General features: G+C 68.6%; 11 protein-coding genes. 10 read left to right on the top strand and 1 reads right to left on the bottom strand.

Annotated elements, in window-relative coordinates; genetic code table 11:
* The 5 genes from AC3WON_RS10645 to AC3WON_RS10625 form a co-directional block, all read left to right on the top strand.
* The coding region (locus AC3WON_RS10645; protein WP_492351767.1) for a (2Fe-2S)-binding protein at positions 1-495 on the top strand (495 nt) is incomplete at its 5' end.
* Between the two features lie 50 nt (positions 496-545).
* On the top strand, positions 546-3,419 hold the full coding sequence (locus AC3WON_RS10640) for a c-type cytochrome (RefSeq protein ID WP_492351769.1): 2,874 nt from the start codon (positions 546-548) through the stop codon (positions 3,417-3,419).
* Between the two features lie 628 nt (positions 3,420-4,047).
* Positions 4,048-5,448: an MFS transporter gene (locus AC3WON_RS10635; RefSeq protein ID WP_492321435.1), complete on the top strand. Its 1,401-nt coding sequence runs from the start codon at positions 4,048-4,050 to the stop codon at positions 5,446-5,448.
* Positions 5,449-5,649: 201 nt separating this feature from the next.
* A complete protein-coding gene (upp, locus tag AC3WON_RS10630) occupies positions 5,650-6,300 on the top strand; it encodes a uracil phosphoribosyltransferase (protein WP_010812902.1) in 651 nt (216 codons plus the stop codon).
* Between the two features lie 127 nt (positions 6,301-6,427).
* On the top strand, positions 6,428-6,592 hold the full coding sequence (locus AC3WON_RS10625; RefSeq protein WP_010812903.1) for a DUF3149 domain-containing protein: 165 nt from the start codon (positions 6,428-6,430) through the stop codon (positions 6,590-6,592).
* A gap of 52 nt (positions 6,593-6,644) precedes the next feature.
* On the opposite strand, the gene AC3WON_RS10620 is transcribed toward AC3WON_RS10625, so the two are convergent.
* The gene (locus AC3WON_RS10620; RefSeq protein ID WP_492351766.1) at positions 6,645-8,171 is read right to left on the bottom strand and encodes a helicase HerA-like C-terminal domain-containing protein; all 1,527 of its coding nucleotides are present in this window, start codon (positions 8,169-8,171) and stop codon (positions 6,645-6,647) included.
* Between the two features lie 218 nt (positions 8,172-8,389).
* On the opposite strand from AC3WON_RS10620, the gene AC3WON_RS10615 reads away from it, so the two are divergent.
* From AC3WON_RS10615 to rsfS, 5 genes are all read left to right on the top strand, one after another.
* Complete coding sequence (locus AC3WON_RS10615) at positions 8,390-9,115, top strand: YebC/PmpR family DNA-binding transcriptional regulator (protein WP_010812905.1); 726 nt, start codon at positions 8,390-8,392, stop codon at positions 9,113-9,115.
* A gap of 84 nt (positions 9,116-9,199) precedes the next feature.
* Positions 9,200-10,468 carry a phosphoribosylamine--glycine ligase gene (purD, locus tag AC3WON_RS10610; protein WP_010812906.1) on the top strand — a complete coding sequence of 423 codons (1,269 nt, stop codon included), beginning with the start codon at positions 9,200-9,202 and terminating at the stop codon, positions 10,466-10,468.
* A 179-nt stretch (positions 10,469-10,647) separates the two neighbouring features.
* Positions 10,648-11,559 carry an oxygen-dependent coproporphyrinogen oxidase gene (gene hemF, locus AC3WON_RS10605; protein WP_492351765.1) on the top strand — a complete coding sequence of 304 codons (912 nt, stop codon included), beginning with the start codon at positions 10,648-10,650 and terminating at the stop codon, positions 11,557-11,559.
* A 10-nt stretch (positions 11,560-11,569) separates the two neighbouring features.
* Entirely contained in the window at positions 11,570-12,304 is a 735-nt protein-coding gene (locus AC3WON_RS10600; RefSeq protein WP_492321432.1) for a nicotinate-nucleotide adenylyltransferase, read from the top strand.
* 61 nt (positions 12,305-12,365) lie between these two features.
* Positions 12,366-13,130 carry a ribosome silencing factor gene (gene rsfS / locus AC3WON_RS10595; protein ID WP_492351764.1) on the top strand — a complete coding sequence of 255 codons (765 nt, stop codon included), beginning with the start codon at positions 12,366-12,368 and terminating at the stop codon, positions 13,128-13,130.
* Positions 13,131-13,154 lie beyond the last annotated feature (24 nt).

Below are 13,154 nucleotides of genomic sequence, written 5' to 3'. Positions count from 1 at the left end.
AACACGCCCCGCCCCCTGACGCTGCAAGTCAATCACACCGAGCACACGCTGAGCGTGGCCCCTGACACGCCGCTGCTCTACATCCTGCGCAACGACCTGTGCTGCAACGGGCCCAAGTACGGCTGCGGCCTGGGCCAGTGCGGCGCCTGCACGGTGCTGGTGGACGGCATGCCGGCGCGCGCCTGCGTGCTGCCGGTCAGGGCCGTGGTCGGGCACGCCGTCACCACGCTGGAAGGACTGGGCACCGATGCGCAGCCCGACCCGGTGCAGCAAGCGTTTATCGACGAGCAGGCCGCGCAATGCGGCTATTGCCTGAATGGCATGATCATGACCGCCAAGGCGCTGCTCGCGCAGAATCCCGATCCCGATGAGGCCCAGATCCGCGAGGCGCTGCGCTTCAACCTGTGCCGCTGCGGCACCCACGTGGAAATCGTGCGCGCGGTGCAACGTGCCGCGATGCTGCAACGGCAAGCGGCCGCGGGGGCCGCATCGTGAACGAAGGACTCGTGCCCCAGGCCACCCCTGCGACCGCGGTCGCGGGCAGCATGCCGCCGCCCGCCGCCGACTGCCTGGTTGCCCGGGTGCTGACACCGCCTGGCCTGCGCTGGATCGACGGCAAGCCGCTGGCGGCACGCCTGCTGGGCGCGCAGCGCGAGGCCGCGCTGGCGCTGCCGGGCGTGCGCGCGGTCGTCATCCGCAACAACTTTGCCGGCGTGGCGGCGGCTTCCGGCGCACAGGCCGCCAACGCAATCCAGGCGCTGCAGGCACGATGGTCCGCCCCGCCCCGCGCCGACGACGCGCCGGTAACGCGCCACGCGCTGGCCCGGCGCGGCAATGCCGATGCGGTGCTGGCCGGCGCCGATGCGCGCCACACGCAGCACTACCAGTGGCCGCTGGCCGGCACCCGCGGCGAGGCGTATTGCACGGCCGTCGCCGACTGGCGCGACGGCAAGCTGACCGTGTGGCTGCCGAGCACGCGCCCTGGCGCGCTGCGCGCCGAGCTTGCCGCGCTGCTGGGCATCGCGCCGCAACAGGTGGTGCTGGCCTGCTGGCAGGCGCCCGACGACCGCGCGGACCCCGCCCTGCTCGCGCCGCACGCCGCCGCCGACGCGGCGCTGCTGGCCCACGCCGCCGGACTGCCCGTGATGCGTCGGCTGTGTGCCGCCGACCTGGGTCTTGCCGATGCCGCGCTCGATATGCGCGTCGACACCGCGCTGGCCGGCACTGCCATCGAAGCCTACGCCGCAACGCTGGCGGGCACCGCCGCCCCGGCCGTACCGCTGGCGCTGTGGCTGACGCATACGGCATCGCCCGTGGCGGACGGCATCGATGCCGACCACGCAGGCGACACCGCCATGCCGCCCTATCGCATCCCGCATGTCGACCTGGTTGCGACAGGCAACGCCGCCGCGTTCGATGCCGCGCCACTGGCGGCCGCCCGGGCCCAGGTGTTCGCCCGGGAATCCCATCTCGACGAGCTTGCCGCCGCCTCCGGCACCGATCCGGTCGCGCTGCGGCTGGCGCATCTCGACGATGCGCGCGGCACGGCACTGGTACGGCAAGTGGCCGAGCGCGCCGCCTGGACGCCGGCCGCGCCCCGCGCCAACACAGCGGCAGGCAACGTACAGCGCGGCCGCGGCTTTGCCTATGCCCACACCATCGATCACGAAGCCGGGCAGACCTGGTCGGCATGGGTGGCCGAGGTCGAGGTCGACGGCACCACCGGCGAGCTGGCGGTCAAGCGCGTGACGGTGGGGCATGACAGTGAATCGCTGCCGCGCGCGCAAGCCGCGCAGTCCGCGCGCTCGCTGGAGCTGGCCGTGGCCGATGCTGCCCTGCAGCTGGCGTCGGCCACGCCCGCCTTCGACACCTGGCCGGCCGAGGCGCCATCTGCCAGCCAGGCGCTGCCAGCCGTGCCGGGCAGCGCCCTGCCGGAAGTCCGCCTGGCCGGCACGCTCGCCCCGCATGACGCGCTGGCTGCCAGCCCGACCGGCACCATGCCCGCCGCCGCGGCCGTGGCCAATGCCATCTACGATGCCACCGGCGTGCGCCTGCGCGCGCCGCCCTTCAGCGCCGACCGCATCCGCCTGGCGCTGGCCGAAGCCAGGCCCGGCAACCAGCGCAGCAAGCGCGGCTGGATCGCCGCAGCCGCCGCTGCCGCTGCGGGCGTGTGCGCCACGCTGCTGCCCTGGCGCGCGCCGATCGCACCGGTGGCGCCGCCCGAAGCGGGCTTCTATTCCGCCGCCACGCTCGAACGCGGCCGGCTGGTGGCCGCCGCGGGAGACTGTGCGGTTTGCCATACCGTGCCGGGCGGCGTGAAGAACGCCGGCGGCCTGCCGCTGGAGACGCCCTTCGGCACGGTCTACAGCACCAATATCACCCCGGATGTGCAGACCGGCATCGGCAACTGGTCCTTCGCCGCGTTCGAGCGCGCCATGCGCGAGGGCATCCACCGCGACGGGCGCCGCCTGTATCCCGCGTTCCCGTACACCGCATTCGCGAAGATCAGCGACGGCGACATGCAGGCGCTATACGGGTACCTGATGTCGGCAGAGCCGGTGAAAGCCGAAGTCCCGCAGACGCAGCTGGCGTTCCCCTTCAACGTGCGCCCGCTGCTGGCCGGCTGGAACCTGCTGTTCCATCGCAACGAGCGCTTTACACCGGACCCGTCGCGCTCCGCGCAATGGAATCGCGGCGCGTACCTGGCTGAAGGGCTGGGCCACTGCAGCGCCTGCCATTCGCCGCGCAACGCGCTCGGCGGCGAAAAGGGCGGCCGCCAGTACCTGACCGGCGGCAGCGCCGAAGGCTGGGAAGCGCCGCCTCTGACCGCGCTGTCGCAAGCACCGCTGCCCTGGACCGAAGCGGCGCTGTTCACCTACCTGCGCGGCGGCTATGCACCGCACCATGGCGCCGCGGCCGGACCGATGGCACCGGTGGTCGAGGAACTGGCGCAACTGCCTGAGTCCGACGTGCGCGCGATTGCGCACTACGTGGCCTCGTTCGGCACGCCAGCGCCCTCGCCTGCCGTACTGGCCGCACAGGCAGCGCAGATCGAGCAGCGCAGCGCGCAGGCCGCGCGCACCCTGGGCGGTCCCGGCGAACGCCTGTACCAGAGCGCATGCGCGGTCTGCCACCAGTCGGACCAGGGCATCGCCCAGTTCGGCGTCAAGCCTTCGCTGGCGCTCAATACGAACCTGCACAGCAAGCTGCCGGACAACGTGATCCAGGTGCTGCTGCAAGGCATGCCGGCACCGCCCAACAGCGAACTGGGGGCGATGCCGGCCTATGCCGACACGCTCGACGACCAGCAGATCGCGCAACTGACGCAGTACCTGCGCGCGCGCTTTGCGCCCGACAAACCCGCATGGCAGGACCTGGAGAACACCGTCGCGCGCCTGCGCGCGGCGCCTGCCCACTAGGACTAATCCAGACCTTGCGGGGCCGGCGCGCCGGCCTTCCGCATCCACGCTGACCGCACCTACGCCGTGCCTGGCAAGGCGCTTCGCCACCGGGCAGGGACACGTGCATTCCCGCGCCGGCGCCATGCGCGCCACGCGCGGGAAAACCCCGAGGAGGGAAAACGCAATTCGGCCTTGCCCGCCAGTTTCATGTAGCTTACGCTGAACGATCATGTAGTGCGCACTACATGAGTGCCGCGTGGCTCGCAGCGGTGCCTCCCCGCACAAGGACGGCGCGCCGCAAGCGGCAGACGAGACAACAAAACTAAAAGATTGGCCCTTTACATCACCGGAAGCGCTGGCCCGGGGCTTGCATAGTCCCCCGCAGCGCCGACCGGGAGGCCGGGCCTGGACCAACCAAGGGTAGACAACAAGGAGTGACTATGTCGTATCAGAATCAAGCAGGTGTCGCGAGCGTGCTACCAGGTTAGTTCCAGCCTCGCCAATTGGAGTACTCACCACGTTTCGTTGCAATTCGGTGCGACTGCCCCGGTGTGATCATCACGCATTAGTCAGTACCGTCTGGCCCCGCTTCGATAAACGTGTGCGTCCGAGTTCAAGAACCAGCCTATAAAGACAGGTAGACAACATGTCGTCATCAATTTCATCCATGGCAACAACGACCATCCCGGAAGTCACGCTAGGCTCGGCTCCGCAGCCCAGCGCGAGGGGAGCGTCGTCTCAAACCATCACGATCGAGCAAGGCATCCGCGCGGCCGGCGTCGGCCGGTTCCAGTATCGGCTCTTTGTCATCTTCGGCCTGGTCTGGCTCGCTGACGCGATGCAGGTGCTGTCGATCGGCTTCACCGCGCCGTCGATCGCGGCGACGTTTGGCATTCCCGTACCGACGGCCTTGCAGACCGGGACGATGTTCTTTGTCGGCATGCTGATCGGCGCTTTCGTGTTCGGCCGGCTGGCTGACAGGATCGGACGCCGGCCAGTGCTGATGATGGCGGTGGTCATCGACGCCATCTGCGGTGTCGCTTCAGCCTTTGCACCGGACTTCCAGTGGCTGCTGTTGCTGCGTTTCCTGACCGGCATCGGCGTTGGCGGCACGCTGCCGGTCGACTACACCATGATGGCCGAGTTCCTGCCCTCGGACCGGCGCGGTCGCTGGCTGGTCCTGCTGGAGTCGTTCTGGGCCGTCGGCACGATCCTGCTCGCCATTCTTGCGCTGATCGCCGTGTCGCGAGGCAATGATGCCTGGCGGCTGATCTTCCTCGTCACGGGCATCCCCGCCCTGGTCGGCGTGGTGTTCCGTTTCTTTGTTCCCGAGTCTCCGCTCTACCTGAATAAATCGGGACGCTCGGCCGAGGCGCGCGCGGTGCTGCAGCGTGTCGCCACCGCCAATCGCGTGTCCGTTGAAATCGGCAACCTGGAGCCGCAGCCGATGGAGCGCAAGTCGGTCTTTGCGCTGTTCGCGCGCGGATGCCGGCGCCGCACCATCTGCCTGCTTGCCGCCTGGGCGCTCATCTCGATCGCCTACTACGGCGTCTTCGTCTATCTGCCGGTCAAGCTGGCGGGCCAGGGCTTTGGCTTCATGCGCGGCCAGGTCTTCCTGATCGTGCTCGCGCTGGTGCAGCTTCCCGGGTTCGCGCTGGCCGCGCACGGCGTCGAGCGCTGGGGCCGCAAGCCGACCCTGATCGGCTTCCTGCTGCTCAGCGCGGCAGGCTGCATGCTCTACAGCCTGGGTACGTCCACCGCGCTTATCGTCGGCTCGACCCTGCTGATGAGCTTCTCGCTCCTCGGTACCTGGGGCGCCCTCTACGCCTTCACGCCCGAGGTGTACCCGACCGACCTGCGGGCCAGCGGGATGGGCACTGCGGGTGCGATGGCGCGCTTTGGCGGCCTGTTCGCGCCGTCCATCATTGCACCGATCATGGCCAGCCAGTTCACCCTCGCCCTTGCGCTGCTTTCGTCATTTCTTGCCGTGGCGGCAATCGCCATCTACATGGTGGATATCGAGTCGAAGAACCGCGCGCTCGACTAGCGCAAGGCGCCGCCGGACGCTCCCGGCAGTTCAGGGAGCCCGCCGGCGGCGCTGGCGTGGCGGGTCCCGAAAGCGAAGCCACGGGCAGGGCGGCCCGCTTCCATTACAATCCGGCTGCAACGGCGCGGCGCGCTGGTCGACCCGATCTCGCCGCCCGCTTCACCTGCTTGCCCCTATCCCGCCGAGCCCTCGCCGCCAGCCATGAAACAAGACCCGCGCTTTCCCAACCTGTTCATCCTCGACCACCCGCTGATCCAGCACAAGCTCTCGCACATGCGCGACAAGGAAACGTCGACGCGCACCTTCCGCGAACTGCTGCGCGAGATCACGCTGCTGATGGGCTATGAGATCACCCGCAACCTGCCGCTGACCACGCGCCGCATCGAGACGCCGCTGGTGGAGCTGGACGCGCCGGTGATCGCCGGCAAGAAGCTGACCATCGTGCCAGTGCTGCGCGCGGGCGTGGGCATGAGCGACGGCCTGGTCGAGCTGATCCCGTCGGCGCGCATCGGCCATATCGGCGTGTACCGCGACGAGCAGCACCGCCCGGTGGAATACCTGGTGCGCCTGCCCGACGTGGAGGACCGCAGCTTCATCCTGTGCGACCCGATGGTCGCCACGGGCTATTCGGCTGCGCATGCCGTGGATGTGCTCAAGCGGCGCGGCGTGAAGGACGAGGCCATCACCTTCGTTGCGCTGGTGGCGGCGCCCGAGGGCGTGGAGGTGTTCCAGAAGGCGCATCCGAACGTGCAGCTGTTCGTGGCCTCGCTCGACAGCCATCTCGACGAGCACGCCTACATCGTGCCGGGCCTGGGCGATGCGGGCGACCGCCTGTTCGGCACCAAGAACTGAGTGGCGCGCGGCGGGCTGGCTTGCGCTTGACCGGCCTCAATAGTCCGCGCCACAGGGCTCCCTACACTGGCGGCAGGCGCCGGCGAGACCTCGCCGGCGGCCATCGCCAAAGCAAAGGGAGCCAAGCATGGAAGCCTTCAAGATCCTGTTCAGTACCAGCACCGGCCTGATGAGCCTGGGCGTGATCGTCTTCATCATCGGCATGGGGTGGTTCTTCGCGCGGATGTTCGCGCGCAAGATGCGCGAGGATGCGGCAGCGGCCAAGGCGCAGCAACAAGCGCAGCGCCGCTAAGGAAAAGGGCCGCTTCGCGCGGCCCTTTCCGTCATTGCGTCAGTCCGGGTCTTTACTTCTTCTTGCCCAGCAGGCTCCCCAGCACGCCGCGGATCAGCTCGCGCCCGACCTGCGAGCCCACCGTGCGCGCGGCCGACTTGGCCATCGACTCCAGGATCGAATCGCCGCGGCCGGTCTTGCCGGTGCCCTTGGTCAGCGTGCCGAAGATGTCGCCGGCCGTGCCGAGCCAGCCGCTGTCCTGCTCGCCCGCTGGCTGCCCCGCCGGCGCGCCGCCAGCGCCCTTGCCGTTGCCATTGCCGACCGTCGCCACGCTGCCGCGCAGCTTTTCATAGGCGGATTCGCGATCCACGGTCTTCTCGTAGGTGCCCGCCACCAGCGAACTTGCAATCAGCTGCCTGCGCTCTTCCTCCGTCGCCGGGCCGATGCGGCTGCCCGGTGCCAGCACCCAGGCGCGCTCGGTCACGCAGGGCGTGCCCTTGGCGTCAAGGAACGACACCAGGGCCTCGCCCACGCCCAGTTCGCTGATCGCGGTTTCCAGGTCCAGCTTGGGGTTGGCGCGCATGGTGGTGGCCGCCACCTTGACCGCCTTCTGGTCGCGCGGGGTAAAGGCGCGCAGCGCATGCTGCACGCGGTTGCCCAGCTGGCCCAGCACGGTGTCGGGGATGTCGATCGGGTTCTGCGTGACGAAGTACACGCCCACGCCCTTGGAACGCACCAGCCGCACCACCTGCTCGATCTTGTCGAGCAGCGCCTTGGGCGCATCGTTGAACAGCAGGTGGGCCTCGTCGAAGAAGAACACCAGCTTGGGCTTGTCCAGGTCGCCGGCCTCGGGCAGCTTCTCGAACAGCTCGGACAGCATCCACAGCAAGAAGGTCGCGTACAGCCGCGGCGCGTTCATCAGCTTGTCGGCGGCCAGGATATTGACCACGCCCTGGCCCTTCTCGGTCTGGATGAAGTCTTCCAGGTTCAGCATCGGCTCGCCGAAGAAGACGTCCCCGCCCTGCGATTCCAGCGCGATCAGCCCGCGCTGGATGGCGCCGACCGAGGCGGCCGAGATATTGCCGTACTCGGTGGTGAACTGGCCGGCGTTGTCGCCGACGTACTGCAGCATGGCGCGCAGGTCCTTGGCGTCGAGCAGCAGCAGGCCATTGGCGTCGGCAATGCGGAACACCAGGTTCAGCACGCCCTGCTGGGTGTCGTTCAACTCCAGCATGCGCGACAGCAGCAGCGGGCCCATGTGCGAGACCGTGGCGCGCACCGGGTGGCCCTTCTCGCCGAACACGTCCCACAGCGTGGTCGGGCACGCGCCCCATGCCGGCTCCGGCAGGTTCAGGTCGGCCAGGCGCTGTTTTAGCTTGTCGGACGGCTGGCCGGCCTGCGAAATGCCGGTCAAGTCACCTTTGACGTCCGCCATGAAGACCGGCACGCCCAGTCGCGAGAAGCCCTGCGCCAGGGTCTGCAGCGTGACGGTCTTGCCGGTGCCGGTGGCGCCGGTGATCAGCCCGTGCCGGTTGCCCATCTGCGGCAGCAGCACCAGTTCATGTTCGGCGTTCTTGGCGATGAGGATGGGGTCGGCCATGATGTTCCTGGGGTTTTGAGGTCTGGCACCGCGGGACTCGCCACGGCAGCGGCGCGGGCAGGCCCGCGTGATAAAATCCTGGGCTGATTATAGCCAGCCGCCAGGCATATCCGTCACCTGGCGCGCGCTGTCCGAGGGCTTTGCCACCCGGCCACGGCGCGCATGGCAACCCCGCACAACATCACCGCAGATCACCGCATTCCGCTTCGGAGAGAATCATGGCCGGTCACTCGAAATGGGCCAATATCAAACACAAGAAGGCCGCCGCTGACGCCAAGCGCGGCAAGATCTGGACCCGCCTGATCAAGGAAATCACCGTTGCCGCCAAGCTCGGCGGCGGCGATGTCGACTCCAACCCGCGCCTGCGCCTGTCGATCGACAAGGCCATGGACGCGAACATGCCCAAGGACAACATCCAGCGCGCGATCCAGCGCGGCGTGGGCGGCATGGAAGGCGCCAACTACGAAGAAATCCGCTACGAGGGCTACGGCCTGGCCGGCGCGGCCATCATCGTCGACTGCCTGACCGACAACCGCACCCGCACCGTGGCCGAAGTGCGCCATGCGTTCTCCAAGCACGGCGGCAACATGGGCACCGAAGGTTCGGTGGCGTTCATGTTCACCCACTGCGGCCAGTTCCTGTATGCCCCCGGCACGCCGGAAGACAAGCTGATGGAAGCCGCGCTCGAAGCCGGCGCCGACGACGTCGTCACCAACGACGACGGTTCGATCGAAGTCACCTGCCCGCCCAACGATTTCTCGGCGGTCAAGGCCGCACTGGAAGCCGCCGGCTTCAAGGCGGAAGTGGCCGACGTGGTGATGAAGCCGCAGAACGAAGTCAGCTTTGCCGGCGACGACGCGGCCAAGATGCAGAAACTGCTCGACGCCCTGGAAAACCTGGACGACGTGCAGGAAGTCTTCACCAATGCGGTGATCGAAGACTAAGCTGCAACAAGCCCCCATCGGCGGCGCCCCGGACACAGCCCAGGCCGCCGCCTTTTAGTATGTGTTTCTTTTCTGGCAGTGATCATGAAAGTATTGGTTGTCGGCTCGGGTGGACGTGAACACGCGCTGGCCTGGAAATTGGCCCAGTCCCCCAAGGTGCAGGTGGTGTACGTGGCGCCGGGCAACGGCGGGACCGCGCTCGACAAGCGCCTGCAGAATGTTCCGCTGACCGACCCCGAGGTCATCGCCGCCTTTGCCGAGCGCGAGGGCGTGGCCTTCACCGTGGTCGGCCCCGAGGCCCCGCTGGCCGCCGGCATTGTCGATATCTTCCGCGCCAAGGGCCTGCGCATCTTCGGGCCGACCCAGGCTGCCGCGCAGCTGGAATCGTCCAAGGACTTCGCCAAGGCGTTCATGGAGCGCCACGGCATCCCGACCGCCGCTTACCAGACCTTCTCCGACGCCACCCAGGCGCACGCCTACATCGACGCCCAGGGCGCTCCGATCGTGATCAAGGCCGACGGCCTGGCCGCGGGCAAGGGCGTGGTGGTGGCGATGTCGCTGGAAGAAGCGCACACCGCGGTCGACATGATGCTGGCCGACAACAAGCTCGGCGACGCCGGCGCGCGCGTGGTGATCGAAGAGTTCCTGGACGGCGAGGAAGCCAGCTTTATCGTGCTGGTCGACGGCAAGAACGTGCTGGCGCTGGCCACCAGCCAGGACCACAAGCGCCTGCTGGATGCCGACGCCGGGCCCAACACCGGCGGCATGGGCGCGTATTCCCCCGCCCCGGTGGTCACGCCCGCGCTGCATGCGCGCGCGCTGCGCGAGATCATCCTGCCGACCGTGCGCGGCATGGAAAAGGACGGCATCCCGTACACGGGCTTCCTGTACGCCGGCCTGATGATCGACAAGGACGGCAACCTGAAGACGCTGGAATTCAACTGCCGCATGGGCGACCCCGAAACCCAGCCGATCCTGGCGCGCCTGAAGACCGACCTGGTCGATGTGATGGAGCACGCCGTCAACGGCAAGCTCGACAGCATCGAGCTGGACTGGGACCGCCGCACCGCGCTGGGCGTGGTGATGGCCGCCTACGGCTATCCCGACAGCCCGCGCAAGGGCGATGCCATCACCGGCATCCCGGCCGAGACCGACGACAGCGTGACCTTCCACGCCGGCACCACCCTCAAGGACGGCACCCTGCTGACCTCGGGCGGGCGCGTGCTGTGCGTGGTGGGCCTGGCCGACACCGTCAAGGCAGCGCAGCGCGCCGCCTATGCCGCGGTCGAGCAGATCCGCTTCGACGGCATGCAGTACCGGACCGACATCGGCTACCGCGCCATCAAGCGCTGATCCTTCCCGGCAAACGCCGTTCCGGCCGGCATGGCTGATCCGCCTTGCCGGCCAGCTTTGGACCTGCGCGACCCGCCGGCCGCCTCAGCCGGTACAATCGTGACAACGCTGTGACGCGCCTGGCAGCCGCCAAGGCTGCCAGGCCGCCCTCAGCCCGGTCCATCCGCTTTCCGCCAACCATGATCGATTCCCAGGCAGTCCGTGCCTATCTGCTCGGTCTGCAAGACCGCATCACCGATGCCATCGGTGCCATCGACGGCCAGCCGTTCCTGACCGACGCCTGGGAGAAACCGCCCACCGAACGCCTGCGCGGCAGTGGCCGCACCCGCATCCTGGAAGGCGGCGCGGTGATGGAGCGCGCCGGCGTGGGCTTCTCGCACGTGAGCGGCGACACCCTGCCGCCGTCGGCCACCGCCAACCGGCCGGAACTGGCCGGGCGCAGCTTCGAGGCCATGGGCGTGTCGCTGGTGTTCCACCCGCGCAATCCCTATGTGCCCACGGTCCATATGAACGTGCGCTGCTTCCTGGCGCTCAAGCCGGGGGCCGAGCCGGTATGGTGGTTCGGCGGCGGCATGGACCTGACGCCCTACTACGGCGACGCCGGCGACTGCGCGCACTTCCACCGCACCTGCCAGCAGGCGCTGGCGCCCTACGGCGACGACCTGTACCCGCGCTTCAAGCAGTGGTGCGACGAGTATTTCTTCCTGCGCCACCGCAACGAGGCGCGCGGCGTGGGCGGGATCTTCTTCGATGACTTCTCCGCGCTGGGCTTCGAGCGCAGCTTCGCCATGATGCAATCGGTCGGCGACGCCTTCCTGGACGCCTACCTGCCGATCCTGCAGGCGCGCAAGGACACGCCCTACGGCGAGCGCGAGCGCGGCTTCCAGGCCTACCGGCGCGGGCGCTACGTCGAATTCAACCTCGTGTTCGACCGCGGCACGCTGTTCGGCCTGCAGTCGGGCGGACGCGCCGAATCCATCCTGATGTCGATGCCGCCGCTGGTGACCTGGCGCTATGACTGGCAACCGGAACCGGGCAGCCCCGAAGCGGCGCTGTACACCGATTTCCTGCCAGCGCGCGACTGGGCCTGACGCCTGACCTATGGCCAATCCAGCGCAACACCGCAAGCCCGCCGCCGACGCGGGAGAACCGCCGCAACCGTCCGCCCGCCCCTATCGCCTGGGTATCCTGGGCGGCACATTTGATCCTCCCCACGTCGGCCACCTGGCACTGGCGCGGCTGTGCATCGAACACCTCGGGCTGGATGAGCTGGTGTGGATACCCACCGGCCAGTCGTGGCAAAAAGGCGACGACGTGACCCCTGCCGCCGACCGCCTGGCCATGACCGAACTCGCCGCCGCGGCGCTTGGCGACAGCGGCGCCAAAGTCCGCGTGAGCCGCATGGAAGTGGACCGCGCCGGCCCCAGCTACACCATCGACACCGTACGCCAGCTGCGCGCCGAATACGGCCCCGAAACCTCGCTGTGCTGGCTGATGGGCGCCGACCAGCTGCTGCGCCTGCACACCTGGCACGGCTGGCAGGCACTGTTCGAACACGTGCACCTGTGCACCGCCACGCGGCCGCGCTTTGAACTGGCGGCACTGGAGGGTCCGGTGCTGGCGGCACTGGCCGAACGCCAGGCTGACACGCACCTGATACAATGCACGCCCTCCGGCCGGATGTGGATCGACCAGACGCTCGCCGTCGACCTGTCTTCCACCCACCTGCGCCAGCGGCTGGCAGCCGGCCAGCCGGCAGATGACCAACTGCCGCCCGGCGTGGCACACTACATTGCCAACCACGGGCTGTACCGCAACGCCCCGGCCAGGGCATGACCGGGGTTGCCCCAGTCCCGGCGCCCACCCCCAACCGATCTCAGCTGAACAAGAAGACACCATGGATATTCGTAAACTGCAACGCGCCATCGTCGACGGCCTCGAGGATGTCAAAGCGCAGGACATCAAGGTGTACGACACCAGCCACCTGACTGAACTGTTCGACCGGGTGGTGATTGCCAGCGGGACATCCAACCGCCAGACCAAGGCGCTGGCAGCGTCGGTGCGGGATACGGTGAAGGGAGCCGGCGGCCATATCGTGGCGGTCGAGGGCCTGGAAACCGGCGAATGGGTGCTGGTCGACTGTGGCGACGCCGTGGTCCACATCCTGCAGCCGCAGTTGCGCCTGTACTACAACCTGGAAGAAATCTGGGGCGACAAGCCGGTGCGCATGAAGCTGGCCGCCGGCGGCCGCGGCCTGGCCAAGGCCAGCGAGCCGATGGACGAGGACGAGGAAGAAGCCCCGGTGCGCACCGTGCGCCGCGCCAGCAACCTGCGCCCCGCGCTGGCCCGCCTGCCCGAAGGCATGAAGGAGCCGTCGCCGCCGATGGGCCATGAGGACACCGACGCGGACGCCATCGCCACCATCCGCAAGCCGGCCCGCAAGACCGCCACCAAGACGGCAGCGACCAAGACCGCCACCAAGACGGCAGCGACCAAGACCGCCGGCACCCGCGCCGCGGCGCCGCGCAAGACCGCTGCCGGCACCACCGCGCGCAAGACCGCAACCAAGACCGCGGCCAAGAAGGCCCCGAGCAAGACCGCTGCCAGCAAGACCGCAGCAGCCAAGCCGGCCGCGCGCAAGCGCACCACCCGCTCGGCCTGAGTCCCGGCGCGCGGCCGCCCGGCG

It is taken from the genome of Cupriavidus sp. FW305-46, from assembly GCF_058787075.1.
The sequence above is the reverse complement of the archived record's forward strand: the minus strand, read 5'-3'. Positions and strand labels throughout refer to the sequence as shown.

Excerpts from the sequence above, each read along its gene's own strand:
- AC3WON_RS10640 (WP_492351769.1), top strand. The coding sequence starts at position 546 with ATGCCGCCGCCCGCCGCCGACTGCCTGGTTGCCCGGGTGCTGACACCG.
- AC3WON_RS10635 (WP_492321435.1), top strand. The coding sequence starts at position 4,048 with ATGTCGTCATCAATTTCATCCATGGCAACAACGACCATCCCGGAAGTC.
- upp (WP_010812902.1), top strand. The coding sequence starts at position 5,650 with ATGAAACAAGACCCGCGCTTTCCCAACCTGTTCATCCTCGACCACCCG.
- AC3WON_RS10625 (WP_010812903.1), top strand. The coding sequence starts at position 6,428 with ATGGAAGCCTTCAAGATCCTGTTCAGTACCAGCACCGGCCTGATGAGC.
- AC3WON_RS10620 (WP_492351766.1), bottom strand. The coding sequence starts at position 8,171 with ATGGCCGACCCCATCCTCATCGCCAAGAACGCCGAACATGAACTGGTG.
- AC3WON_RS10615 (WP_010812905.1), top strand. The coding sequence starts at position 8,390 with ATGGCCGGTCACTCGAAATGGGCCAATATCAAACACAAGAAGGCCGCC.
- purD (WP_010812906.1), top strand. The coding sequence starts at position 9,200 with ATGAAAGTATTGGTTGTCGGCTCGGGTGGACGTGAACACGCGCTGGCC.
- hemF (WP_492351765.1), top strand. The coding sequence starts at position 10,648 with ATGATCGATTCCCAGGCAGTCCGTGCCTATCTGCTCGGTCTGCAAGAC.
- AC3WON_RS10600 (WP_492321432.1), top strand. The coding sequence starts at position 11,570 with ATGGCCAATCCAGCGCAACACCGCAAGCCCGCCGCCGACGCGGGAGAA.
- rsfS (WP_492351764.1), top strand. The coding sequence starts at position 12,366 with ATGGATATTCGTAAACTGCAACGCGCCATCGTCGACGGCCTCGAGGAT.